This window comes from Bradyrhizobium nanningense (assembly GCF_004114535.1).
GTDB lineage: Bacteria > Pseudomonadota > Alphaproteobacteria > Rhizobiales > Xanthobacteraceae > Bradyrhizobium > Bradyrhizobium nanningense.
The window spans coordinates 1-24,551 of the sequence record NZ_LBJC01000079.1 but is presented as its reverse complement, the minus strand read 5'-3'; the positions used below and the strand labels follow the sequence as shown (position 1 = coordinate 24,551).

General features: G+C 57.7%; 18 protein-coding genes and 1 tRNA gene. 10 read left to right on the top strand and 9 right to left on the bottom strand.

What is annotated here, in order from left to right; all coding sequences use genetic code 11:
• Positions 1-382: 382 nt before the first annotated feature.
• Entirely contained in the window at positions 383-2,554 is a 2,172-nt protein-coding gene (locus XH84_RS35510) for a DEAD/DEAH box helicase (protein WP_128919047.1), read from the bottom strand.
• 49 nt (positions 2,555-2,603) lie between these two features.
• Between XH84_RS35510 and XH84_RS35505 the strand changes: the two genes are divergently transcribed.
• Together XH84_RS35505 and XH84_RS35500 are read left to right on the top strand one after the other, a co-directional pair.
• The gene (locus tag XH84_RS35505; RefSeq protein WP_128919046.1) at positions 2,604-2,870 is read left to right on the top strand and encodes a hypothetical protein; all 267 of its coding nucleotides are present in this window, start codon (positions 2,604-2,606) and stop codon (positions 2,868-2,870) included.
• Positions 2,871-2,939: 69 nt separating this feature from the next.
• Entirely contained in the window at positions 2,940-3,185 is a 246-nt protein-coding gene (locus XH84_RS35500) for a DUF262 domain-containing protein (protein ID WP_128919045.1), read from the top strand.
• A gap of 176 nt (positions 3,186-3,361) precedes the next feature.
• Here XH84_RS35500 and XH84_RS35495 read toward each other — a convergent pair whose 3' ends face one another.
• The 4 genes from XH84_RS35495 to XH84_RS41995 all read right to left on the bottom strand — a co-directional run bounded on the left by XH84_RS35495 (position 3,362) and on the right by XH84_RS41995 (position 8,393).
• On the bottom strand, positions 3,362-5,395 hold the full coding sequence (locus XH84_RS35495) for a DNA/RNA helicase domain-containing protein (protein WP_128919044.1): 2,034 nt from the start codon (positions 5,393-5,395) through the stop codon (positions 3,362-3,364).
• 83 nt (positions 5,396-5,478) lie between these two features.
• Positions 5,479-5,937 carry a phage terminase small subunit P27 family gene (locus XH84_RS35490; RefSeq protein WP_128919043.1) on the bottom strand — a complete coding sequence of 153 codons (459 nt, stop codon included), beginning with the start codon at positions 5,935-5,937 and terminating at the stop codon, positions 5,479-5,481.
• 11 nt (positions 5,938-5,948) lie between these two features.
• On the bottom strand, positions 5,949-7,235 hold the full coding sequence (locus tag XH84_RS35485; RefSeq protein ID WP_128919042.1) for a site-specific DNA-methyltransferase: 1,287 nt from the start codon (positions 7,233-7,235) through the stop codon (positions 5,949-5,951).
• A gap of 414 nt (positions 7,236-7,649) precedes the next feature.
• A complete protein-coding gene (locus tag XH84_RS41995) occupies positions 7,650-8,393 on the bottom strand; it encodes a helix-turn-helix domain-containing protein (protein ID WP_430642015.1) in 744 nt (247 codons plus the stop codon).
• A gap of 290 nt (positions 8,394-8,683) precedes the next feature.
• On the opposite strand from XH84_RS41995, the gene XH84_RS35480 reads away from it, so the two are divergent.
• The 6 genes from XH84_RS35480 to XH84_RS35455 all read left to right on the top strand — a co-directional run bounded on the left by XH84_RS35480 (position 8,684) and on the right by XH84_RS35455 (position 18,595).
• Positions 8,684-9,445, top strand: a complete 762-nt coding sequence (locus XH84_RS35480; RefSeq protein ID WP_128919041.1) for a hypothetical protein — start codon at positions 8,684-8,686, stop codon at positions 9,443-9,445.
• A 113-nt stretch (positions 9,446-9,558) separates the two neighbouring features.
• Complete coding sequence (locus XH84_RS35475) at positions 9,559-9,744, top strand: helix-turn-helix transcriptional regulator (protein WP_128919040.1); 186 nt, start codon at positions 9,559-9,561, stop codon at positions 9,742-9,744.
• A gap of 196 nt (positions 9,745-9,940) precedes the next feature.
• Positions 9,941-10,384: a DUF2924 domain-containing protein gene (locus XH84_RS35470; RefSeq protein WP_128919039.1), complete on the top strand. Its 444-nt coding sequence runs from the start codon at positions 9,941-9,943 to the stop codon at positions 10,382-10,384.
• Complete coding sequence (locus tag XH84_RS35465) at positions 10,381-11,760, top strand: recombinase family protein (protein WP_283811987.1); 1,380 nt, start codon at positions 10,381-10,383, stop codon at positions 11,758-11,760. Before XH84_RS35470 ends, XH84_RS35465 begins: the two co-directional genes overlap by 4 nt.
• Positions 11,761-11,825: 65 nt before the next feature.
• Complete coding sequence (locus XH84_RS35460; RefSeq protein ID WP_245471979.1) at positions 11,826-12,218, top strand: hypothetical protein; 393 nt, start codon at positions 11,826-11,828, stop codon at positions 12,216-12,218.
• Between the two features lie 1,136 nt (positions 12,219-13,354).
• Positions 13,355-18,595, top strand: coding sequence for a phosphorylase family protein (locus tag XH84_RS35455; protein WP_128919037.1), 5,241 nt, complete (start codon positions 13,355-13,357; stop codon positions 18,593-18,595).
• 323 nt (positions 18,596-18,918) lie between these two features.
• Here the strand turns inward: XH84_RS35455 and XH84_RS35450 are convergent.
• Positions 18,919-19,008, bottom strand: a tRNA-Ser gene (locus XH84_RS35450).
• Between the two features lie 194 nt (positions 19,009-19,202).
• On the opposite strand from XH84_RS35450, the gene XH84_RS35445 reads away from it, so the two are divergent.
• Positions 19,203-19,544 carry a hypothetical protein gene (locus tag XH84_RS35445; protein WP_164936204.1) on the top strand — a complete coding sequence of 114 codons (342 nt, stop codon included), beginning with the start codon at positions 19,203-19,205 and terminating at the stop codon, positions 19,542-19,544.
• 50 nt (positions 19,545-19,594) lie between these two features.
• Here the strand turns inward: XH84_RS35445 and XH84_RS35440 are convergent, their stop codons facing one another.
• From XH84_RS35440 to XH84_RS35430, 3 genes are all read right to left on the bottom strand, one after another.
• Positions 19,595-21,058: a trehalose-6-phosphate synthase gene (locus XH84_RS35440; RefSeq protein ID WP_128919036.1), complete on the bottom strand. Its 1,464-nt coding sequence runs from the start codon at positions 21,056-21,058 to the stop codon at positions 19,595-19,597.
• Between the two features lie 241 nt (positions 21,059-21,299).
• Positions 21,300-22,118: a trehalose-phosphatase gene (otsB, locus tag XH84_RS35435; RefSeq protein WP_128919035.1), complete on the bottom strand. Its 819-nt coding sequence runs from the start codon at positions 22,116-22,118 to the stop codon at positions 21,300-21,302.
• Positions 22,119-22,122: 4 nt separating this feature from the next.
• A complete protein-coding gene (locus XH84_RS35430) occupies positions 22,123-23,607 on the bottom strand; it encodes an MFS transporter (protein WP_164936203.1) in 1,485 nt (494 codons plus the stop codon).
• A 183-nt stretch (positions 23,608-23,790) separates the two neighbouring features.
• On the opposite strand from XH84_RS35430, the gene XH84_RS35425 reads away from it, so the two are divergent.
• On the top strand, positions 23,791-24,159 hold the full coding sequence (locus tag XH84_RS35425) for a DUF3175 domain-containing protein (protein ID WP_128919033.1): 369 nt from the start codon (positions 23,791-23,793) through the stop codon (positions 24,157-24,159).
• Positions 24,160-24,551: the final 392 nt, after the last annotated feature.

The following is a 24,551-nucleotide window of genomic DNA, read 5'->3' as shown; positions in this document are numbered from 1 at the left end:
TGGCCGTCACCACTGGCCGATGGGTCGCCGGAGGTTGGGATTCAAAGAGGCCGGCAGCTGAGGCGGCGTTACTGCCGTTCGACGTTTGGAGGCCGTGTGTGGCTCTCCCGGCGGTGCGGTGTCGCGCGATGGATCAAATGACACCCAGCACAGGGAAAGCTCTCGCGAGCCCTAAGAGCCGACATCGAAGCGGGGCGACACGCCGGAGGGCTGTTCGCCAGCATCTAAGGAGATTCGGATATCAAACGTTATGGAAGAACTCGGCCAGCGGCCGACTCTGTTGCTGTCCGAGTCTCCAAGCATACGGTTGAGCGAAAGGCTTTGATTCCCTCAGACCTCCTGGAGACACCAATTGAGTAAGGATCAGCGAAGCAGATCTAGTCTACATTTCGTCAAGGACAAAGCCTGCATCGCCTTCAGGGGCAAAGCCAACAAAATAGGCTTGGCCCTGATAAAGGTATCCGACGTGGCCTAATTCGTTCACGAAGACCTTGCTAATTTGTCTTCCGCTCCGATAAACATCTGCTAGGACCCTTTGAATCCCTTCTAATCGCTCCCGCTTCTCTGGATCCGGCTCCAACTCCGCTGGTCTGACAAATCGAACTTGCCCTCTTTGCTTTACAGCAATGAGCCTTCTGTCCCTTTGGAGGACAGAAAAGGTTTTCCCGTGAGCCAACTTGGATGGATAAATTTCCCCAGGAAGAAGATTGTTGAGCGTCGCAGCATTTGCTGATGTCCCTCCGGAGGGAAAGGCGTTTAGACGCCCCAAATAGATCGGCGTAGACTGCGCTGCGAGCCTAAGAACGTAAAACCGATTGGGAGTTACAATAAAGCGTCCTCCGGACGGAAACTCCGATAGGTAGCTCTCGAGAAGCGGATCGGGTTTGATCAGCTTCTTATCCGCATCAAAGATCGTCCCGGTAGTATCTACCGAATAGATTCTGCCCTCAACTCTCCCCGGATATTCGCTACCTCGCGATAATTGATAATCGTCAATTTCCGAATCAGATGGGATGTAGGCTCTCGGAGGCGACAATTGCCTTTCTGGTTGCTCGTTCAAAACATCAGTCCATCGGAAGTATTCATTCCGCTCGGCACCAACGAAGGCATGCCAATCAGCTTTCTCATAGATCAGTTCGTCGACAGTGTTTGCGGCAAACAAGACGACTAGCCTTGCTCTCTTCGTTTCACCCGCGCCGCGACGCAAGAGACGTCCAAGGGTCTGTATCCGCTGGCGCACTGACGAAGACGCAGCCACGACTATCCCTATGTCGGCCGTCGGCACGTTGAAGCCCTCGATCAAAGATTTTGCTGATACTATTATGTGCGCCGTTCCCTCCCGAAACAGTGAAATTGCTTCCGCTCTGAGACGATCTGGAAACTCGCTGTGCTCAGCAACAACGGCATAACCCCGCAGCCGTAGCTGAGCAAACAGCGTCATAACCTCCGCAATGCTTTCGTGAAAGATAATGATCCTACTATTTTGATCGGCAGCAGTAGCCTCAGATATTAGGCGATCGACGGCTCGAAACCGCTCCTGAGCCCGGTAAAGCAACTGCTTCCTGTCGCTAATTAGCGCTATAAGACGCCTCGCGCTTGGATTCTTTGAGCCCCCGGCAGAGCGGCACCAGCGAATAAGAGCGAGGCCACGCCTCGAGCCGGTCTCAAGCTCCCTTCTTAGATCTGTGATCTCCTGAGAAAGCGCGGAATATTTAGTTTGCTCAGGCCCGCTCAATGAAAGCGCATAGTGTTCTATGATAAAGGGCGCAAGAATGCCCCCATTTATCGCTTCTGCGTAAGTCATCTCGTAAACGACAGGGCCTATCTCTCGTTCCAGGACAGTCTGATCTGGATTGCGTCCCATCGCATTATCAGAATCATTCTCATCATCCGGGTCATCCTCCCGTTCTGGCGTAGCAGACAGCCCTACCGTATACGCACGCGGAACATCAAAGAGCTTCCGCATTTCGGCTGCGCCTGCACGATGGCACTCATCCACCACCAAGAGCAGCCGCTCACCGAGTGATAAACGACGGACTTCAAAGGGGAGCTTTCTCGAAGCAGAATTGAGAACGCAGATAAGAATGCGCCGCTCATCATCAAATTCGTCATTTTCGCCTGCACCCAATACACCGATCGCGGTGCGAGGCAGGTTCGATCGAACTAGAATTTCTTGTCGCCATTGCTCAAGGAGAACGACTGTGGGGACTACGATTGCGACGCGGAGATCGCGATCCGTCCTCTGAAGGCGTTCAGCGATCGCTAGCGCGAGTAGCGTCTTCCCCGCACCGGTAACGACTTTGATGATGCCTCGCTTGCCAGCGGCAAACCATTGCTGCACCGCAGCTTCTTGCCAGTCGTAAAGTTTGATGTCGCGCACCAAGGCCCAATCAGTGGGCAGCTCTTCGACTTTCTGTGATTTTAGATTGGGGCTAATCTCATCTTCTGACTTGGGTTGTCGGGACGCCCATGAGCTCAGCTGCTCCAATTGCAGGAGCTGCAACTGCTCGGGCCCACTAAGACTAAAGTTGCTGTCGTCCCTTACCACAACCATATTGTAAAAATTCCGAATGCTGTAAGTGGTTGATGCTCAGGAGATTGGCATGACTGTTTTTATAAGTCGCGAAGTAAAATCATCGTGGGGGCTTCCTTGCAATCAAAATGCGGAAGGCGAACTGTGGGCAGGGAAGGGATACCAGAAGCGTCTGGCCGGCCAATTTGGGAAGAAAGTAGAATCCGAGATACTGGCCGCTCTTAGTTCCGGCCGCGGCGACCGCAACGGGCGCTTTTGGGTGGATCTCGAAGACCGCGTCGTCACGATGATGGTAGGCGAGGCGGCCGATAATAAGTACAAGAAAGTTGCGTTCTAGATCCGGCCTTTCAGGCAGCATTCTCGTCTGATTTCGGCTGCTATCGATTTTACCTCAGGGGTATCTCTGATGAAAATGAATAAGCGTCCGCTTCCGCTTGCGACCATTTGCAACTACGAAAAACGGATCGATCCGACATCGGACTGTCAGCGTTCTCCAGCATGGTCCCGCAAGCAGAAACAGTTGCTGTTGGATACCATCCTACGAGAGTACGACATCCCAAAAATGTACTGGCGTGCTGTTAAGCGGCCCGACGGCATCGAATACGAGGTTGTTGACGGGCAACAGAAGTTGCGAACAATTTGGGAGTTTTGAAAAGGCGAGTTCGGATTGGCACGGCAAAACCATTGTAGCGAATGGACAGGTTGCTTGTCCCGATTGCAACTTCGCTAAGGGCTAAGCAGCGTCTCTTGTTAGTGCCGCTGAGTGAGGCGTTGGGTCCTCCCAAGCCGATCGGCGAGTACTGCGCGGAGAGATTCGCAAATGAGACATTATGGAAGAAATGGGCCGTTGACCGAGTGCCGAATGGGTTGCGCGCCGCAATCGACCAAGTAGTCGGCTAGCCGGTCCATCTCCAACGGCGATCTGGTCGGGTCCGATTCATCTCCCAGAGGTACCCAAATCACCATTCCCTCACGTGCCCTGGTCAGAAGAACACGATACTTGTTGATCGTGTACTCCCGCTCCCTCGCCCGCCTCACGTTGGTCCATTTGGCCCCGCGGAACGTCCGCGGCAGGAGTTCACCGTCGCCGACGGTCAGGTCCCATCCCCAGCAAACGGCTACCCTGTCCAACTCGAGGCCCTGGCACTCGAATTCCGTCGCCGCGGTCTCCAATGCAAATGACGATCGCAAATCACCTCTCGGCGCGGTGAACCATTCAGCGTAGTCCAATTCCTTCCTGAACCCGGCGGCGACTTCGACCCCGTATGGCCTTAAGCGAGAACAACCCGAACTTGCGACCAAGCCGAAGCGCCTTGAGCCGAGAGTTGTCTTGCGTAGCCACGCCCTGGCATCATCGATACGCCTGACCAGGGCGATCGGAAAGCCAGCCTGATCCATGTGTTGGCGCGCATCTTTGGGACGCCCCGTCAGTACCGCGTCAACCCAATCAGCATGCTCCGACGCACGGTGACTGCGGATTGAGCTACTCAGATGCATACTTGGCCAGACCTCCAAATTCGCGCCTGCGGCGTTCACGCCTGCTCGTTCAATTGCGGAAGGGCTACAAATAAGCCGCCAGTTGGCATAGGACAGATTTCGGGCGGCGATCCATTCTCCAACACCAGCTTCCCCATCATGGATCTCTTGCCCGCTTCCGCAGAGAGCCACGACCATGACGCCGCCGGCATGGCGGTTCATTACTTCCAAAATCTGAACCGGTTCCGAAGTTGCCGCGACGGGCGGAGACAATTCGGACACGGCACCAAAGCTGCGTTGTCGCGCCGCCATCTTCTGCATCTTGGCTGCATCCCAGGCGCGCTGCGCTTCGTCAAAAATCACAATGCTCTCCGACGGAGGCGAACCGGTCTTTTGGGCTTCGGCAAGGTATGCATGCACGCTATGAAGCAAGGATTCAGCATGTCGCTGCGCTACTGCTTTAGTGCAGCCCTGATGGTCCTTGTAGTCCACCGCCAAAGCGGCTTTTAAGACTTTCAACAGTGGACCGTTTCCCGACAGGAAGACGCTCCGCCAACCGGCTTTCATAAATTCCGGACTATGCGCGATACGAAGTCCGGTTAGCGTCTTGCCAGCCCCGGGTACGCCCGTGAGAAGGCACAACGTCTTTTGGCTCCGCTCGCGAGCGTCTCTCGCGATACCTTCGATCGCCTGCATAGAGCGATCGATCGTATCGCGGTCGGCTAGCGCTGCGTTGATGTCGTCCGAGCCGTGCTTGTTGAACAGACTCACCGTGGTCTCGATGACTCCAGGAATCGGCCGATAGGAGCTCGCGCACCACCGCTCGTGCGAAATATTATCCGATGGCTTTTTCTTGTCGTCGTTCGCGATGCGAGTTAGCAGCGCTGCGAAATCAGCTCCCCCGACGCATTGTGTGTCCTCGATCAACGTCGCATCGGATGTCGGCACCACCTGGCTGGACTCGGCCTCTGTTGAGCACACGATGGGAACAATCTTCAGCCCTTGGCTTTCCGCGTGATAGTAGGCCAGATCAAGACAATAGTCGGCGACTTGAGCTAAAGCGTCGCTCCTCGCGGAGGAACTCCCCGCTTTAAACTCAACGATTGCGATTGTTCCGCCAAATAGGAAGGCAGCATCTAACCTCTTTTCACGGCGAGGGATGCGGTATTCTAAGACCACGCCGACATCGGAATATCGTATGTCAGTGGCGATGAGCTGTTTGCAAGCCGATTTCATAAGCCGAACGGCTTCACCCCACGACCATCCTTGCTTATGAGAGAACTGGCTGAAGCCAGAAACTGCATCACTTCGAACCAGCCGGGCGAAGATTGCATCGTCCGGCGAAGTGAGAAATTCTTGAGCCGTATAGCTCGCATATGCGACCATCTCGAAAGTTCATCCCGTCTTATCTGCGCGACAATCCCTAAAATACTGATCGCTAAAGGCGCAAGTGTCCATAAGGGGGCGGCTCAGCCCTCTCCGCTCTCTTCATCAAAAAGTGGCAGCTGATCTTGTGGGGGCAACGATATCCGGCTCCGGCTTGCAGGCGTGAAACCGAACTCCGACGCAATGCGCATCATGATCTCTGCCTGTCGATTGGCGATTGCTAGGTAGGGTGACTGTATCGGATATCCTGTCGGTGATTTGACCATCGTACCGAATTTGTGGATCTGCTCCATCGCTTCTGCCCACATCGCATAGGCGCCGCAATAGGTAGCTAGGGCGCCGCGATCGAGGTGAGTTATGAGGCCGAGCTTTGAAAGCTCGGCGGTCAGCCGCACCCATTCGCGCTTGGCAACCGAATTGAGTTGCGGTGGACACTCAGGTAGCGCGGGTTCAGGCCGCGGCTCGTGCACATTGAGGGGGCGTTTCCCCGGATTACCCGTCAAAGCCTTGATCCTCGTTGGTTTTGGACGACGGCCACGCATATTCGTTCCAATCACACTAGCGGATCGCGAGCGTCAGCTGGGGATTGCGTTCCCTCCTCTAGCGCTTCAAAGAACGCGCCATCTCGTTCACGAATTGCCTTCTCACCTGTGAAGGCCTGCCATCGGCGGATGGCGACATCGACGAACAATGGATCGATCTCGGATGCCAAGCAGATGCGCCCACATGATTGAGCCGCGATCAGGGTCGTTCCGCTTCCAAGGAAGGGTTCATATACCGCCTGTCCGGGACTCGAATTGTTCAGCATTGGCCGGCGCATGCATTCGACTGGCTTTTGGGTCGAATGCTTGGTTTCGGCATCCTGACCACCGCTGCTGATATTCCAGACCGTCGTTTGCTTGCGATCGCCGGTCCAGTTTCCTTTTTTTCGGACTGCATACCAACAGGGCTCGTGCTGCCAATGATAGTCTCCCTGGCTCATGACCAAGCGCTCCTTGGCCCAGATGATCTGCGCGCGAATCGAAAAGCCGCTCTTGAGGAGGCTTTCGGCTACGATGGTCGACCGTAAAGCACCATGCCAAACATAAGCGACTTCGCCCGGATATAGGCCCCAGGTAGGCGCCCAGTCGGCGATCTCGTCGTTGCGGATTTTTCCTGTACGCTTCGAATTGTTGACGCCGCGGCGATGACGCCATTCCGGGTCGTACTCGACGCCATAGGGCGGATCGGTGACCATCAATTGAGGCAAAGCACCAGCCAGCAGGGAGTGGACGAGAGCTGCATCTCGACTATCGCCGCACGCAACGCGATGAGCGCCGAGCTGCCAGATGTCACCGGGTCCGGAGACCGCGGCCTCGACGATAGCGGGGGTATCGTTCTCGTCCGTTAAGCCGCTCTCGACCCTTGATAGCGCTGCCGCCAGCTCCTTTTTGCTAAAGCCAATGGATGCGAGATCGGCACCCAAACCAGACAGGTCAGCCAGTTCGAGGGCGAGCATCTTGCTGTCCCAACCTGAATTTAGCGCAATCCTATTGTCGGCAAGCACCAACTGGCGGCGTTGCATCTCCGTCAACCCCCGGAGGACCACGACCGGTGCCTCTATCAGACCAAGCTTGCGAGCAGCCGCCAGCCGGCCGTGTCCCGCGATAATATCTGCGTCTTCACTGACGAGGATCGGATTCGAAAAGCCAAAGGCGCGAATGCTGCCGGCGATCTCGGCGATCTGAGCCTGACTATGCGTGCGCGCGTTGCGCGCGTAGGGGATCAGCCGATCAAGCGGCCAGTATTCGATTTGAAGCCTTGCGTTGGATTCTTCGGGATACGTCGCTTGTTGTGTCATCTCTTGGCCTCTGCGGACTGCGCCCTCACCGGGCACCCTCCCCCTGGGGAATTTCGCGACACTTTTTTCCAAGCCACCGCCGTTGTTTTGGTTGGTCTTTCTTGCGCTGGCCTGCCGATGATCACTCTTGCTGCGACGGAAATAATCGTCGGTTTTGCGGGCTGCTCACGAGGTTCAAACACACGGCGAGTGAGGCAGAAAAAACGACGGCGAAAAAGTCGCACGCGATCAAACGGTTACGACGCCCAACAGTCCACGCAGATGTTTCGTTGATTGATGGACCCGAAATGCAACCCACTACAGGCCCGAAAATTCGCCTGCGCTGGAAAAAAATCCCTGAATGAAAGAGGGGCCGGTCCGCTCGTTGCGAACCGACCGACTTTTGACCCGCCCCCGTCCCCCGGCAGCCCGACATCACTTCTCGCCCGATCGCAGCATGCGTGAACCCAGGTCGATAGAGCCCTCAAGATATCGCTCTACGATAAGCAGGCTGCCACGGCCGCGCCTGCAAAGTTCGGCGTCCGTTGCCGCTGTTTGCAGCCTCTCATCGATGAAATCGACCACGCTCGCATAAACAGCGGGGCGACCCGAGAATTCTCGTAATAGATCGTTGCTCCAACGACGCTCAGCTGCAGTGCGGGCTGCGTCTAACGACCGCGTCGATGTTTTTGTAGGACTGGCTGTCGCGAACAATGCAGGCTGTCGGGTCTCAACTGCAGAGCCCTCGCTAGTTCCTAAAAGGCCCCGCCGGCCGTCGGTTGCATCGACGCGGCGATCCGACGAGGTTAGCTTAGATTGGTTAGAAAAGCAGGTTTGGGGGACGCCGGGGTCACCAGTATTGTGACTTTCGGGCCCTGCTAAAGATGACATCCCTGTCCGGCGCTCGCGGGCGGCGGCCTCGAACCGGCTGCGCCATCTGGCTTCGAGATCAGTGAACCTGGACCAGATTGGTTCGTATTGGTTGCGGTGTGAATGACCGCCATGCCGGATTTTACGGAATAGTCCTTGAGCTTCGAGTTTGGCGGTAGCCCGGATCACAGTGCGGCGGTGGACATTCAAAAGGCCCGCGACTCTCTCAAGACTGGGATCGCATTGCCGGGTTTTCCGATTGAAGCTGTCGAGCAGGGCCGCACCCACCCGGCGCTCTACTGCTGACATGTCGTCCGTTAGCGCGAGGACCTTAAACGCGATTAGTATCGGGAAGTCCCCGGGCTGATTTGTGCGACCCATGCTGTCCATTCCTGTTGCACGCATACAGAAGGATTTCGGCACACTGGATGCAAGCTCGTGTGACGGAATGGAGTAGTTGCGAGTAAGGGAGCGCAACCGAATATCCACATGACATCAGGGAGCCGGTGCCAAGGACATATGAACGGCGAGCTAAGATGACGAAAACACCCGAATCAGCGACGCTCTAAGCCGGTGAAGGGTTAAGCCGAGGAAATGCTATGTCGCTCATGCCAACTCGACCAAAGCGGGGGCTTGATCCGGAGAGCGCCTTCAAGAAATGGACTGACGAAGCGCGGTTAACTCAATTGGCGAGGCTCTCAGGCAAGGCTGAGCCGCCCTCTGATGTCGCTGTTCATCGCGTCATTGGAGATCCAGTTACTCTGCGCGAATATCAGAAGCTGCGTGAGGCAGCCGACCAAGCATTTAAGGAACTGCTGTCGAACGCGGACATCATCGGATCCGGAATCCCGGAAGGTGGCTCTGGGCGCATTCCTATCGAGCCAAGCCTCTGGGACATTCTCGAAATCGACTATGAATTCTTCGAAGCCGTCGGAGAACATCACAAGTTTGAAAAGCTCGAGTTTTTCGAGCTATCTATTGTGCCCCTCAACATCAGGACGATCCCGAAGTGGCTGGACGACGCTCTTGGTCAGCTCGGCTACAACAAATTTCGCCATGCCCCAGATTATCGTCACATATGGCTGCACGGGATCAGTTACGATTTGTCGCCACAGTGGGCCAACATCGTGCGTGTTCTGCATGAGGCCTGGCTCGACGACAGCAGCGGGTGGCGAAACGGTAAAAAAATATTGGAACTCGCCGGCTCATCGCAGCTGAAATTGAGCGATGTGCTGAAGACCAGGGAGGACGGAAGGTCAATCGTTCAATCTGACGGTAAAGGTATGTATCGCCTGGCGATCGATCCCCCTCGGGAGCCTCCGCCCAGCCTCCCGCCAGTCAATGAAACCAGAATGCGTTGAATTTTCAATGCTTGGGCTTACCGCCAGACGACCTCCTTAGGCCCGCCGACAATTGGATCGCGAATCAACAAACTCCGCTGCGTAGTCGCAGGTACTAGCAGGGAGATTTGGCAATGGACGCGCACCTCAGCGAAAAGGCATTAGCACGACGCCTTTCGATTTCGCACCGCACACTGCAGCGTTGGCGGCAAGAGGGCATCGGCCCCGGGTACCTCAAGATTGGCCACCGGGTGGTCTATCCATTGGACATGGTCGAGGCATGGGAGAAGAGCTGCAGCAAGTCGCGCTCTTTCTCATGATCAAAGCCCCAGATTCGACTTCCGTTTCGGATCGCTCGGAACATCTCACAGATATCGCCGAGATATTGGCAGCCGGCCTACTGCGCCTTAACGCCGGGAAGTCCAGTGCAAAATTCGCGAACTCCAGAGAAAGTTCGCTTCACTTCTCGCCCAGCCAGAGCGGTGTTCGACCCGTACCGGAGAATGGGAATCGGCCATGAAATCATCCGTGCTGGCGCAGCTGGTGGCCCTGAAGGGCGCCTCCGCCCCCGCTTTGAAGGCGCGCTGGCGTGAGCTTTTCAATACCGAGCCCCCTGCCTATAACCGCCGTTTCCTAGAGAGCCGGCTCGCCTACCGCATCCAGGAATTGGCCCATGGCGGCCTGTCTCGCGAAACCACCGAGCGGCTCAAAGCCATGGCCAAGCAGTATGCGGACCAGAAGCCGGCGGACCGGAAGGCTAGACCGCTTTTGCGTCCCGTCGCCGGGACAAAGCTGATCCGCGAATGGGAAGGCGTGGAGCACTGCGTGACCGTGCGCCACGACGATTTCGAGTATCTCGGCCGCCCTTACAAGTCCCTCTCCTCGGTCGCCCACCAGATCACGGGCACCAAATGGAATGGCTGGGTCTTCTTCGGCTTGAAGAACTCGGTGGGCAAATGACCTCCCGCAGACCAGCGAAGGGCCTGACTAGCCCATTCGCGAATTCCTTCGAGGCAGCTCGCTCGACCCCCGGCTCGGTCCGTAAACTCCGCTGCGCGGTGTATACCCGCAAGTCGAGCGAAGAAGGCCTCGACATGGACTTCAATTCGCTCGACGCCCAGAGAGAGTCATGTGAGGCTTACATCGTGAGCCAGCGGGCAGAGGGTTGGACCGGTGTGTCCGATCGCTACGATGACGGCGGTTTCTCGGGTGGCACGCTCGAACGACCCGCTCTGAAACGTCTTCTGGCTGCCGTCCAAGCCGGCAAGATAGACGTCATTATCGTCTATAAGATCGACCGGCTTTCGCGGTCGATGCTAGACTTCCTCAACCTTGTGGAGCTCTTTGAACGCCATGGAGTGACGTTTGTCTCAGTCACCCAATCGTTTAACACCAAGGATGCCATGGGCCGCATGGCGCTGAACATCCTGGTGACCTTTGCCCAATTCGAGCGCGAGCTGATCGGGGAGCGCATTCGCGACAAGGTCGCGGCCTCTCGCAAGCGCGGCAAATGGATGGGCGGCTGGACGCCGCTCGGCTACGAAGTCCGCGATCGCAAATTGCTGATTCACGAGGCCGATGCGGAGCGCGTTAGGGCCATATTTCGGCGCTTCGTACAGCTTAAGTCCGCGACCCTGCTGGCCCGCGAGCTCGTCGCGGCTAACGAACGAACGCGATACGGGCACCTCCTGGACAAGGGTGTGCTCTACAAGATTCTCCACAACCGGGTCTATGTTGGCGAGGCTGTTCACAAGGGCACCTCATATCCGGGCGAGCACGAAGCGATCATCGAGCGGAAGCTCTGGGACCAGGTCCACGCCATCCTCAAGGAGAGCCCGCGCAAGCGCGCCAACAATAGCCGGGCACAGACTCCTGCTCTGCTCAAGGGTCTGCTGTTCGGGCCCGATGGCGCGGCGATGTCTCCAACTCATACCCGGAAGTCCGGCCGGCTCTATCGCTACTACATCAGCCAGACCGCGATGAAGCAGGGCAGATCAGACTGTCCCGTAAAGTTGGTGCCCGCCGCCGAGTTAGAGCGTATCATCATCGATCAAGTTCGACGGTTGCTGCAAACACCTGAAGTCATCGTTCAGACTTGGCGTGCTCTCCGCAAGCAATCCGCCGACGCTAGCGAGGCGGAGGTGCGGAGCGCCCTCCTCGGCTTTGACGCGCTCTGGGATGAGCTGTTTCCGGCAGAACAGGCACGAATCGTCGCGTTACTCGTCGAGCGCATCGACATGCATGCCGAGCGGATGGACATTACCTTGAAGATCGAGGGACTAACCTCCCTCTCCACGGACCTGCAACCACAACCCTTTCAGCAGGCAGCCGAATGAACAGGCCGACCACCCTCACACTTGGGCCCATCGGGCGACCGAAGCTCGGTCGGGATGGCCGAACCGTGGTCGTGAGTATCCCGATCTCATTCCGCCGGCAGGGTGGGCGCAAACGGGTGGTTACCCCCGCGAATGCGGAGGCTTGGTCACCGCCGAAGCCTCAGGTCGACAACACGTTGGTCAAAGCCGTGGCGCGGGCGCATCGCTGGCGTAGCATGCTCGAGTCAAACCTATTTAGCTCGGTGCGTGACCTCGCCAAGGCCGAGAGAATCAACGAGTCCTATCTTTGTCGCGTGCTCCGGTTGACGTTGCTCTCGCCGGCGATCACCGAAGCCATCCTGAATGGCCTGCAGCCTGACGGACTTGAGCTAGCGCAGCTGTTGAAATCCATCCCCGCTGACTGGGACGAGCAGCAGATCCTCATCAGCTCAACGACCAGGAAAGCCGCAAGCCGCTAACCCGCCCACGCTGGAAACGGCACCGGCGCGGATTCGCGCATCGAATGTTATGGAACTTCACATCGCAGTTCTGGAGGCAGAAAGTCATACGCCCTTTCTCCGCCGGATCGTCTAGTAGGGTCCCGTACAACAGAATTATTGCCCTCCGAAGGCAACGGCCAGCCTTCCTAAAACAGAAGTAATACGGGCGCTCGACGCCGGTCTTACTGGTTGACCAACAGGCGCTCATCGGCTTGCCGCACGAGGCACAGCTCAATGCGCCGCGCAGCGAAAAGTCCGAACGGATGTCTGCTCGCAGCGGAGCGCGTGCGGTTCCATTGATACAGCTCTAGGTCCGCTCGAACGTCTCAAGGCTGACCAGCGGTTCGTGCTTACCCTGGTGTATCGTCCATCCGTGAGTCTTCCAATATCCACGCTCACGACCATCGAAAATAAAACCCTTCGTCCGCAGCCAGGCGACGAATGCGTCCACCTCGAATTTGAAGCGCCTTGGAGGATTGCGATTTACGATCTGTGCTGCAGTTTTGAGGCCGTCGAGTCCGGAAAGCCTACCAGCGACACGGCCACCGGTTTCAGCCTTTGTAGATCGACTGGACCTAGATTCGGCCTCGCTATTTCGCTGCATCGAAGAACCCGATTCTGAAATTAATGGACTATAACACGCCTCGTTGCTGCGCATCCCAAGATGGGTGCGGTAATATCCGCACCATCTTGGCAAGGGGGTCCCGCTGGCACGCCCCGTTGCATCCTCCGGCCCATGGCGCGGTAATGAACCATCGAGCCTCACCGCGCCTCAGATCACTCGCCAGTCTAGAGCTTTCCCCGCTCCACCGGCACCGAACCGTGGAGGACCGTTATGGCCGATCCAGCATCACTCGGGTAAGAGCCTCCATGCTGCCCGAGCCCCCATGGCCAACCGTCCGCCGTTTGGATGCCGCCAGCGTCTTGCCGCTGGACAGCGTGCAGGGAGATTTCGGCTCTCCCCGCCCCCATCGAGTCGGCGCAGAAGCGCAGGTCAATAAGGCATCGACCTTCCCCTTGCCGTACAGTATTAGTTGTACGTTCAACCACAGCTGGCGGGAGCGCGTTCGTTTTCTTCTGCAGCGCCGACACAACGTTGAAAGTGCCGACTGCAGATGAAATTCGCCGACGCCACCGCAGTACTAGCCGAGTCTGACCGCAAAGGTTGGCGGCGGGTACTCGTGATTACGGCGCTCCCGTTGGAAATGGCGGCGGTCAGGGCGCATACTGTCCATACGGCTTCTTGCGAGGGCCGCGACCACAACATTTTTGAAATTGGCCATTTTCGTGGTTCCAGTTCCGAATGGCTGGTGGTCGTCGGGGAAAGTGGCGCGGGTAACCACGTGTCACAGGCAATCGTAACCAATGCCTGCATTCAGTTCGGTCCATTTGAACTGATTTTATTCGTCGGAGTGGCTGCAACTCGGAAGCCAGATGATGCTCCGATTGGCAGCGTGGTTATCTCCGAGCATGTCTATTGGCCTTACGCGGGGAAATACCGGCCCGGCGAATTTCAGGGCCGGGCACGCAGCCTACCAATCGACCCACAACTCGTTCGTCTTGCGAAAAAGGTGGTCCGTGATGAAACTTGGCAATTGCGACTCCAACCACCCTACGGCGGCGCGAACCCAGGTGATCAATACTATCCGCAGCCGTTTCCTCCTGCCGCGAAAACGGCTCCAATTGTCTCTATCGAAGCCGTCTCGGCTGACCCTTCTTCCGCTCTCGAAGAACACATCACAAGTAACTATCAGGATGCGACGGCCCTTGAGATGGAGGGGTACGGAGCGATTTTCGCCGCCGAGGAAGAAGGAAGAACACCTTGCATCATCATCCGGGGCATATCGGATGACCGAGCCGGCAAAGACCAAAAGTTAGACAAGATTCATCAGCCGATAGCTGCCGCTCACGGCGCAGCTTTTGCCTACGAGTTATTGGACTACTGGGGTGACAACCGTCGCGCGCCTGAACGGACCGATGTTGTGGGCCCACTAAGCACAATTGAGCCGACGCAACAGGATCCGGGCCCAGTCGACACTTTACCCATACAACCTGCAACAATTGCAGAAGATGTTTTAGACGGGACCTGTATCGCGGTTTTGAGCTTTGCTGGAAGCGAGGCAGATTTTTCTCAAGCTCGTCAGAAAGTCATCCTCGATGTAATACGAAACATCACGGGCAATTCAGCTATTGAAATCGTCGGTAGCCAAGCCGGGTCATTCTATCTTTTCCTCCGTGTAAAGGAGCCTGACCTGGTTTCGCTTCAGTCGCCAGAATTGCGCTCTGCTCTCTCGGAAAAGGCCGAAGCAAGGCTTCTCGGGGTCGCGAGCAAGGAAGATTTCGAGCGCTCCCGCCAGGAAATTGAAGAGCTGCTGACTGCATCACGTTCAGTTTTAGACTGGCCGCGCGCGTTGCCGGACGGAACAGTTATCGAACGACCGGAAATTCATCAGCTGCTAGAACCAGTGCCCGATCATCAAGGCCGGACCAAAGCGGTGATCGGCGATCCGGGTTCAGGCAAGACCGCTTTATTAGCGGCACTTGCCGAAAGGTTGAGAAATTCGCGAATCCCGTTCCTCGCAATCAAGGCTGACATTCTAGATACGAGTATTACGAGTGAAAACGACTTGCAGCGAGATCTCGGTTTGTCGGATTCGCCGAGCCGAATCCTCACCCGGCTTTCCCGCCGTGGCCCCGTTTATCTGATTATTGATCAGCTAGACGCTCTCGCTGGGTATGTCGATCTACGAACGGGGCGCCTGAGTGTTCTGCTGAGCTTAATCCGCGCTTTGGGCAATCAGCCTAATGTGTGCGTCGTCGTTTCTGCACGTCGGTTTGAGTATGAACATGATACGCGTTTGAAATCCGTGCAGGCAGAAAGCCTCTTCCTAGATTTGCCTCCGTGGAGTGAGGTCCTCAAGATTTTGGAATCGCATGGCATCCAAGCGGCTGGCTGGCCTACGGATGCGCAACAGGTAATTCGCTCGCCTCAATCTCTCGCAACGCTCCTTAAACTGACGGGTGCGTCGCAATCGGTCGCGTTCGACGAGTATCAAAAAATGCTGGAACGGCTCTGGCAAGAACGCATTCTTACTCGTCCGGACGGAAGCCGGGTCGCGACTCTCGCGGGCCGCATCGCGGAAGAAATGGCGAGTAAAGAGACATTATGGCTCGCGCGCTCGCGTTATGATGCTGAAAATGATGATTTAAAGACGCTATTAGCTGAAGGAATTTTAACTACTTCGGCTGGTTCGCCGGGCAGTATTGGGTTTTCGCATCAAACGGTGTTCGAATTTGCTCTCGCGCGATCGTTCGCTCAAGCTGACGGGCGACTCTCCGGTTACATAAAGGAACGTGTCGCTTCTCTCTTTGTTCGCCCGAAACTTTGGGCGGCCTTAACATATTTGCGTGGAGTGGAAGTCGCCACGTACGAGCATGAACTGCGCGCGATTTGGGCACTCCCGAATCTGCGACCGCATCTACGAAACCTCGTTATCGAATTTATTGGTCAGCAGAATTCACCGATAGCTTCCGAAGTGACGATCATGAAGGAGTCTATGGGATCGCCCGACCGTAGACTGGCTCTTCAAGCCATCATTCGCAGCCCTGGCTGGTTCGAACTGTTCAAGAACACCGAAATCACAAAAGCGATGACAGATGTTGCTGAGGCAAGTGTCGCTTCGGCCATACTTTCACGAGCGGGAGAATACGCTTCTGATGACGTCATCGAGCTGCTGGAGAGAAACTGGCTCCCAAACACTAAGTTCGACTCCTTTGCGTGGTATGTATTGCAAGACAACCCTGAATGGTCTGATCGGCACTTAGCCCTGGCTACGACGATAGTGCAGCGAATCGACGTTGACGCCTACGCGTTCGACCATATGGTTTCAACAGTTGGCACGGACCGACCGGTTATGGCGATTAGGCTGGTTCGCGCCCGGCTTGACGTAATGCTTAAAAAAGCCGCGACAGAGGCGCTGTCCCGAGCGGAATCGATAAATACTCATGAGGATTCGACAGGGCTGGCTGCGTATATGTCATCTCCTGCGCAGGGTATCGAAAACGTTATTGAGCGTTCAGAGGGTTGGGACACGCTTGAGGCACTTGGAAAGTCGGAACCCGCCTTTTTCGTGAGATCGATTTGGCCGTGGTTTCAAGAGGCTCTGGAAGCCCTCAAACGTTACAAGAAATATGCAAGCGAGTTCACCTATCCACTTTCGCACAATCTGGACTTTCGCTTCGAAAGTGAAGGTACTCTTGATCTTCCTGAGCCGTCCTTGTTGGCCGGCCTTCGTTCAGCGGTAGAACAGTTTGCGGCTGCGGATACGGTTGCCTTCAAGACTTGGTTCGATGAAGCTAAGACCCAGGAAGCTGCTCCAGCGCAAAGGCTTCTTGCTCATGCACTTTCAACGCAGCCGGAAATCTATGCCTCTTTTGCTTTGGAGTTTCTGCTCGGCGATGACCGTCGCTTCCATCTCGGAAATATTGAAGATGAGTCGGAAACAACAAAGCGACTGATCTTGGCGGTAAGCCCATTCTGGACGCGTGAACAGATCGACGATTTCGTTGCCGCTTTGTTGAGTTATGCGCCTCGTCCAGTCGGTGACCGAGATGCAAAATCTCGCCAACATTTTTATCAGTTAGTGGGACAGACCCGCTACGAGCTTGCAGCGTGTTTACCGAAGGAGAAAATGCCGTCAAACGCAATTGCTTTGGTTCAAGAAGGAGAACGAAAATTTGGATCTTCACGGCGGGGAGCAACGTTCCACGGCCCCACGTGGGTCGGCCCCTCTATGTCTCCGGATGCAATGGGGCATGCCGCTGACGAAGACATCTTGAACGCATTTCAAGAGCTTCCAGACGAAACAGGATGGGAAAATCCGAAGAATTGGCGGCACGGAGGCAACGTGCAGCTGTCGAGATCGTTCGCGGACTTCGCAAAGAATCACCCCGACCGTGCAATCGAGCTGATGCGTCAGTTCACGCCCGATATTGGAGCTCGCGCAGTCGGCTATGCAATCGATGCAATGGCAGAAGCAGTCGATCCATCCCTATTGTTGCCGCTTATTCGAGAATTCGACAGTCGTGGATTCTCTACCGAAGAATACCGCGACAGCGTCGCGCGCGCGGTCGAAAGGCTGGTCAACCGTGGCGCCATTATCGATGACATAACGCTTTCTATTATTGAGGGATGGCTGGGCTCTGCTGCCGTGCCGGCGGTGGACAACGACGCAGATTCTGAATCTATCCAAGACGATGATGAGATAAAGGATATAGAAGAAGAAAAAGACAGTCGTAGTATTCTTTGGGGCATGGGTGGCTTGTCGATATTGCCTCATGGAAATTTCCCGATTCTCGAAGCAATCGCACGGATTTATCTGCAACGGAAGAACTACGACCGTCTTTTGGAAGTGTTTAGCCAACACCTCGACAGGCCAGAAGAAGAAAAAGTTTGGCAAGCACTGTTTCGGCTCTTCCCGCATATCCGGACCGAAAAGAAGTCGGAGCTGGCATCCTTCTATAGGGTTCTTTTCGAGAAGTATCCGGCGCTTGCGATCAGCCACGAAGCGATTTTGCTTTTTGCGCACATTCACTGGGCTCTGCCTGATTTGGTCCGCGATATCATTTCTGGTTGGAAGGATTCCCCAACCAACTTTGCTCAGCAAGCCTACGGCGAACTCAGTTCCTTGATTTGGCTAACGCATAAAGATCTGGATTGGGCCGCCAATATGGTGCGAGGTATTCTCGAAAGCGAAAATGAATCTCCGATGCGCGTCGGCGCTGCTTATGCCGCAGTTCACGTTTGGGCAGATCTTCCCGATAATAAGAATGCGCCCATACTGATCCGCGACCTTACTCACAATGCCAGCGGGCGTACGTGGGCCGCTATCATCGATCTATTCCGATTGGTAGATGAGATTTCACCTGATCCGGACTGGGTGATGATATTGCAAGCAATTGCAGAAGAGATACCGCGACAGCCCACCTTTGGGTCTCATTTTGTCACGGAGAGGCTGCAGACCCTGTTGCCCCACGAAGCAACTTTAGTTGCTTCCATCGTAAAGGGATTGGTCGACAAGTGGCGAAATGATTTGGGCGACGTTCGTACCTCGCACGCATCAATAGCGCCAGAACTGGTCGACATTGCTATCACACTCCATCGGCTCAACGACGAGACGCGTCTGCCCGGTCTCGAGATCTTCGAGCAATTGCTCGCTATCAACGCGTATACGGCGCGAGAGACGCTGGATCAGGTTGACAATCGTTTTCGGTCTACCCAGCCGCCGCAACGTACACGTCTACCCCGTCGAAATCGTCAATCCCGTCGCGCGCAGAGACGGTCGCCGCGAGCATAGCCTTTCGGCCACGCGGTGCGCATGACATCCCGCCATGTGCTGACCGGCACTTTCCACCACGCCGCCGTACGCATTCCCAGTTTTCTATTTTGGTTGAGCGAGAGAGATTCAAACCGCGCCCCAAATAAGCCCCTGGTTTTCCTCAGAAAACCGTACTGGACCGATTTTGCATGTTCTAAGTTTCGGAGAAAATTCGGTTCTCCAGACCTATCTGGCACCAATTTGGGCGGGTGAGCGGTCGTCTCGTTCGGCAAAAAAGCGGGAAAAACGGCCGCATTTCTGGCCTCTCTCCACATCGAAGTACGAGATTGTTTCGATGGGGATGGCGGAGAGAGTGGGATTCGAACCCACGGTACGGTTTCCCGCACACACGCTTTCCAAGCGTGCGCCTTAAGCCACTCGGCCATCTCTCCGGAGCGCCCTCTCTTGAAGGGGCGCCGACGATTTTGCAAGGGATCGCGAGGAAAACGGGCGAATTTTCCGCAACTTCTTGTATTTACAGGATAATATTCGACGCTGCGGATGCCCTGATCGGCCTGCGGGCTGAACCCGTGACGGGTTTGGCGCGACGATTCACTTGAGGATACCGAGCACGACCGGGGACGCCATGACCATCCGCAAGACCATCGCCATCCTTGGCCTGATTTCAGCCCTCGGCTCCGCCCTCGCGGTGCCCGCTGCTGCCCAGGTCTGCACACGTCAAGGCGTCGACGTCAGCTGCAATGACGGGCGGCGCGGGGTGCTGTCGGGCGATGCCATCATCTGGCCGGACGGCACCCGCTCCAGCTCGACGCCGCATCAGAGCGTCATCATCGGCAACAAGAGCTCGATTCATGTCGGGCCCGGCGTGTTCGTCGGCCAGGGCAAGGGCGTGGTGCCGATGGACGATCCCAACGCACCGAACAAGCGGCAATGTGCGATCCTGGATGGGGTCTCGTATTGCTATTGACGTTCTCGTTTTCACCTCTCGCCGTAAGGACGGGGCGAGGGAGCAGAAAGTCAAATCAACCGCACGCCTGAGATCGCCGACTTCAGCCAGCGCAGCGCCTGCGGCGGTTGCGCGGCGAGCGGGGCGACGGCGGCCTTCTCGGTCCGGCACTTCTCGAGCTCGGCGACGAAATCGGTGGACCATTGCTGGATGGTGTGACCGCGCAGCTTCTTCATCATCGCCTCCCACCGCAACTTGCGCTCGGTGAGCGGCATTGCGGCTGCGACCGCGATCGCGCGCGCCATGCCGTCGATGTCGTGCGGATTGACAAGCAGGGCGGTATCGAGCTCGTTGGCGGCGCCAGCAAATTTCGACAGCACCAACACGCCGGGATCGGCCGGGTTTTGCGCGGCGACATATTCCTTGGCGACGAGGTTCATGCCGTCATGCAGCGGCGTCACCACGCCGACCTGCGCTGTCCGGTAGAGACCAGCGAGCACAGCCTGGCTAAAACCCTTGTTCAAGTAGCGGATCGGCGTCCAGTCGACCTCACCGTGCCGGCCGTTAACGTCGGTGACGAGGCGCGCGACCTCGTTCTGGAGATTGCCATAGGCCTCGATCGCACCGCGCGAGGGATTGGCGATCTGCAGAAGCGAGATGCTGCGCGCAAACTGCGGCTGCTCGGTCCAGAGCCGGTCGAACGCGCTGATGCGGTTGACGAGGCCTTTCGAATAGTCGAGGCGGTCGACGCCGATCGCGAGCCGCTCGCCGTTGAGGCTGCGCCGCAGCCGCGACACGTCGGGATGCGTAGCCGACTTGGCGGCATAGGCCGCGAACTTCTCCGCATCGATACCGATCGGAAACACTTCACAGCGCGTGCGGCCATGCTGCGAGATCGCAACGCCATCCTCGATGGCAAGGCCGAGCTCGCCGCCCACATAGGAGAGGAAGTTCTGGCGATCCTCCTCGGTCTGGAAGCCGAGCAGATCGTAGGCCAGCATCGCCGAGATCAGCTCGCGATGATTGGGCACGCCTTGCATCACCGCAGCGACGGGCCACGGCGTATGCAGGAAGAAGCCGATCGGATCGTCGACGCCGAGATCACGCAGCTCGGCACCGAGGGCGAGGAAGTGATAGTCCTGCACCCAGAACGCGGTTTTTGTTTTTCGGAAGCGCATCAAGGCGCGCGCCATGAAGGCGTTGACCTCGCGATAGCTGACATAATCTTCGCGCGAGACGCGGATCAGATCGCTGCGCGAATGCAGCGCCGGCCACAGCGCGGAATTGGCAAAACCCTCGTAATAGCCGCCATAATGCGCCGCCGGCAGATCCAGTGTCGCGATGGCGCCCGTGCCGAGCGCTTCAATCTCAGCGAACGGTTGCTTTTGATGGCCGTCCCGTACCCGGCCCGAAGACCCCACCCAGATCGCGCCCGAATGTTCCACCACCGGCAACAAGGCCGCCGCGAGGCCGCCCGTCATGGGCTCGTTAGGCTTGCCGCGGGCGACGCGATTTGAAACGACGACTAAGTTCACAGGTCGTCCCCTCCTGTTTCATTCCACCCCGTTTAACTGCCGTTCATCAATATGGTTCCTGATCATCGTTTCAACCAATTGAAACCAAAATCGGGCGCGTGCGTTGGAACTGGTTTCGCTCGCGGAACCCGAAGATTTCGCTGCAAAGACAGCTTGTGCGGTCTGCTGCGCAGCAAGTATTGCGGCGCCCACCGCACCGTTCCGACCGACATTATGTCTGCGAAATGGCGCTGCCTTCGTTTCACCTTGGAGCGAGCAGGCGCGCGAGGAAGGCACGCACGTCGTTCGGCGTGTCGAAATGGCCATTCACGCCCATGGCACGACGACCGACCGAGAAGGCAAGCCCGTTCATATCAGGCATGATCGCGAATACGGTTTCATCGGTGACGTCATCGCCGATGAAAATCGGACGCCGTCCTTTGAATGGCTCCCGCTTCATCAGTTCGCGCACGCCGGTCGCCTTGGTGAAGCCGGAATGCTTGATCTCGCAGACGAACTTGCCGGGCAGTACCTCGATCGGCGCGTTGGGCAGATCGGCGCGGATCACCGAGACGGATTCGTAGATCGCCTTCTCCGCATGCGGCGCCAGGCGGTAATGCAGAGCGAGCGAATAGCCCTTGTCCTCGAGCAGGATGCCGGGCGAAAGCTTGGCGATGGCAGCCAGCCGCCGCTTCAGCTCCTTGTCCAGTGGCGGCGCGTGCACGTCATCGGCCTCACTGTCCACCGACAGCCGCATCTCGGCGCCGTGGCCGGCAACTGCGCGAAACACCTCGGGGGCGAAGATCAGGTCGATGTCGTTGAGCGAGCGGCCGCTGACCAGCGCCAGCGCGCCGGAGGTAAGCTCCGTCAACCGGTTCAGCGTGTCCGACAGGCCCGGCGGCACCCACACCTCACGCGGCGTCGGCATCAGGTCGAGCAGGGTCCCGTCGATGTCGAGCAGAATGGCGGTCTCGTCGAGATGCGGCACGAGCGCATGCGGCACCGGCACCGTTTCGGGCGCCTCGTCGTCGCGTACAATGGGCTGCTGGTCCAACGCCATTTCTGCAAGTTCCGATTTCATCAGTCTACTCCATAAAGGCGAGCGGCCGCGCGATTTGTTCGAGCGATTTGCGCTCCGCCGAGACGGCATAGCGCCACGCCACGATCGCGGCCGCGATCATCAGGACTGCCCCCAGCAAATAGCCGGCGAACACGCTGGTGCGTGATCCCGTATCGATCAGCGCGCCGAACAGCGCCGGCCCGATCACGCCGCCGATGCCGGTGCCGACCGCGTAGAACACGGCGATCGCCAGCGCGCGGACTTCGAGCGGGAAGGTCTCGCTGACGGTGAGATAGGCCGCGCTGGCGGCCGGTGAGGCAAAGAAGAAGATCACCATCCAGGCGACGGTCTGTCCCTGCGCCGTGAGCACGCCGATGGAGAACAGATAGCCCGAGAGCGCCAGCAAGAGGCCTGACACGCCATAGGTAAACATGATCATGGCGCGGCGTCCCAGCGTATCGAACAGCCGGCCGAGCAGCAGGGGGCCGAGGAAATTGCCGGCGGCAAAGGGAAGCAGATACCAGCCGACGTGATCGGCCCTGATGCCGTAGAAATCGGTCAGCACCAGCGCGAAGGTGAAGAAGATGGCATTGTAGAAGAACGCCTGCGCGCTCATCAGCACGAGGCCGACCAGCGCGCGCCGGCGGTATGCCGAGAACAGCGTGTGCACGACCTCCGGGATCGGCGTGTGATCGCGCATCTTCAGCCGAATCTTGGCGAAGTGCCGCTCGCTCGTATCCTGGTCATGGCCGATCACGGAGCGCTCGATCTCGTCGACGATCGCATGGGCCTGATCGGGACGGCCGTGGATCATCAGCCAGCGCGGACTTTCCGGAATCCACATGCGCATCAGGAGCACGACGAGACCGATGCTGGCGCCGATCAGATAAGCGAGCCGCCAGCCGAGATCGGGCGCGATCATGGCGGGGTCGAGCAGGACGATGGCCGCGACCGCGCCCATCGCAGCGCCGATCCAGAAACTGCCGTTGATGACGAGATCGGTCCAGCCGCGATAGCGCGCCGGCACCAGCTCCTGAATGGTCGAGTTGATCGCAGTGTATTCGCCGCCGATGCCGGCACCGGTGAGGAAGCGAAACAGTGCGTAGCTCGCGACGTCCCACGACAGAGCGGTCGCGGCCGTTGCCGAAAGGTAGAGCGCCAGCGTGATGAAGAACAGCTTCTTGCGGCCGATGCGATCGGTCAGCCAGCCGAAGCCGAGCGCACCGAGCACGGCGCCGGCGAGATAGGCGGAATTGGCAATGCCGAGATCGAGATTGGAGAAGTGCAGCGACGGACTCTGTTTCAGAGCACCGGACAGCGCGCCGGCCAGCGTCACCTCGAGCCCGTCGAGAATCCAGGTGATGCCAAGCGCGAGCACGACGCGGGTGTGAAAGCCGCTCCAGGGCAGCGCGTCGAGCCGCGAGGGAATACTGGTCTCGACGATGCGGTCGGTCGCGGCCGCCGAGACCCCTGGTGCATAGTTCAGCGCTGGGCTTTGTTGCAATTCCATCGGGCTGTTGCGTTCGATCAATGGCAGCGGCCCCGGTTTCACGGGATGTGAACGGGGTCGTTCCGATCATCGGGGTGCGGCATTCCGCCTGCCACCTGCGACAACGTCTGCGACGAGGTCGGGTTCCCCGGGGAACGGTCCTTGGGGCCGCCCGTTTCCGTTGGTGCCGCAAGGAGTTGACGCATGGCTCACGTCAGAAAGACGACACAATCTCGCAAACCAGCGCATAAGAAGGCGAACGCAAGACGCAGCACCGCGCGCAAGAGCTCGAAGCGTGCCGCACCCAAGCGCTGGTCGCAACGCGTGACCAAGGAGAGCGACGCGCTCGACCTCAAGCAGGGTGTGTTCAAGCTGGACAGCCCGAAGAAGATCGCGACCTCGTTGAAGCGATCGGCCGAGCACAGCTCACGCCGCAAGACCGGCGCCTATCGTTCGGCGCTGTCGATGCTGACCTTCTACATCAACCGCGCCGGCAAGACCTTGCCAAAGACGCAGCGCGCGCGGCTGGAAAAGGCGAAGGTCGAGCTGAAGCGAGCGTTTGGAAGGGAGTGAAGACGAAGGATCGCGTCCCTTGCTCCGCTGTCGTCCCGGGCAAGCGTAGCGGCTGGCAGCGCGAAGCGCTGTCAGGCGAAGAGCGTCGATCCGGGACCCATAGCCCCGGGGTGGTTTGGCGAAGACTCGGAGTTACCCGCTCGCTCCATAACCGCTCCCTGTGGTTATGGGCCCCCGCTTTCGCGGGGGCGACAGTGGAGAGTGGGACACCAGCGGAGCGTTTAATTCACACCGAACCTACGCGACTTACGCCGCCCGGATATTGCCCATGAAGCGATCGAGCTCGGCGCGGAGGCGGATGCTTTCGGACGACAGCGTCTTGGCCGAGTGCAGCACCTCCTCCGAGGCCGAGCCGGTTTCGGCGGCGCCGCGGTTGACCTGGCCGATATCGG

Coding starts and splice junctions, on each gene's coding strand:
- XH84_RS35510 (WP_128919047.1), bottom strand. CDS start 2,554: ATGGTTGTGGTAAGGGACGACAGCAACTTTAGTCTTAGTGGGCCCGAG.
- XH84_RS35495 (WP_128919044.1), bottom strand. CDS start 5,395: ATGGTCGCATATGCGAGCTATACGGCTCAAGAATTTCTCACTTCGCCG.
- XH84_RS35445 (WP_164936204.1), top strand. CDS start 19,203: ATGACCATCCGCAAGACCATCGCCATCCTTGGCCTGATTTCAGCCCTC.
- XH84_RS35500 (WP_128919045.1), top strand. CDS start 2,940: ATGAAAATGAATAAGCGTCCGCTTCCGCTTGCGACCATTTGCAACTAC.
- XH84_RS35480 (WP_128919041.1), top strand. CDS start 8,684: ATGTCGCTCATGCCAACTCGACCAAAGCGGGGGCTTGATCCGGAGAGC.
- XH84_RS35430 (WP_164936203.1), bottom strand. CDS start 23,607: ATGGAATTGCAACAAAGCCCAGCGCTGAACTATGCACCAGGGGTCTCG.
- XH84_RS35465 (WP_283811987.1), top strand. CDS start 10,381: ATGACCTCCCGCAGACCAGCGAAGGGCCTGACTAGCCCATTCGCGAAT.
- XH84_RS35485 (WP_128919042.1), bottom strand. CDS start 7,235: ATGACACAACAAGCGACGTATCCCGAAGAATCCAACGCAAGGCTTCAA.
- otsB (WP_128919035.1), bottom strand. CDS start 22,118: ATGAAATCGGAACTTGCAGAAATGGCGTTGGACCAGCAGCCCATTGTA.
- XH84_RS35505 (WP_128919046.1), top strand. CDS start 2,604: ATGACTGTTTTTATAAGTCGCGAAGTAAAATCATCGTGGGGGCTTCCT.
- XH84_RS35455 (WP_128919037.1), top strand. CDS start 13,355: ATGAAATTCGCCGACGCCACCGCAGTACTAGCCGAGTCTGACCGCAAA.
- XH84_RS35475 (WP_128919040.1), top strand. CDS start 9,559: ATGGACGCGCACCTCAGCGAAAAGGCATTAGCACGACGCCTTTCGATT.
- XH84_RS35425 (WP_128919033.1), top strand. CDS start 23,791: ATGGCTCACGTCAGAAAGACGACACAATCTCGCAAACCAGCGCATAAG.
- XH84_RS41995 (WP_430642015.1), bottom strand. CDS start 8,393: ATGTCAGCAGTAGAGCGCCGGGTGGGTGCGGCCCTGCTCGACAGCTTC.
- XH84_RS35490 (WP_128919043.1), bottom strand. CDS start 5,937: ATGCGTGGCCGTCGTCCAAAACCAACGAGGATCAAGGCTTTGACGGGT.
- XH84_RS35470 (WP_128919039.1), top strand. CDS start 9,941: ATGAAATCATCCGTGCTGGCGCAGCTGGTGGCCCTGAAGGGCGCCTCC.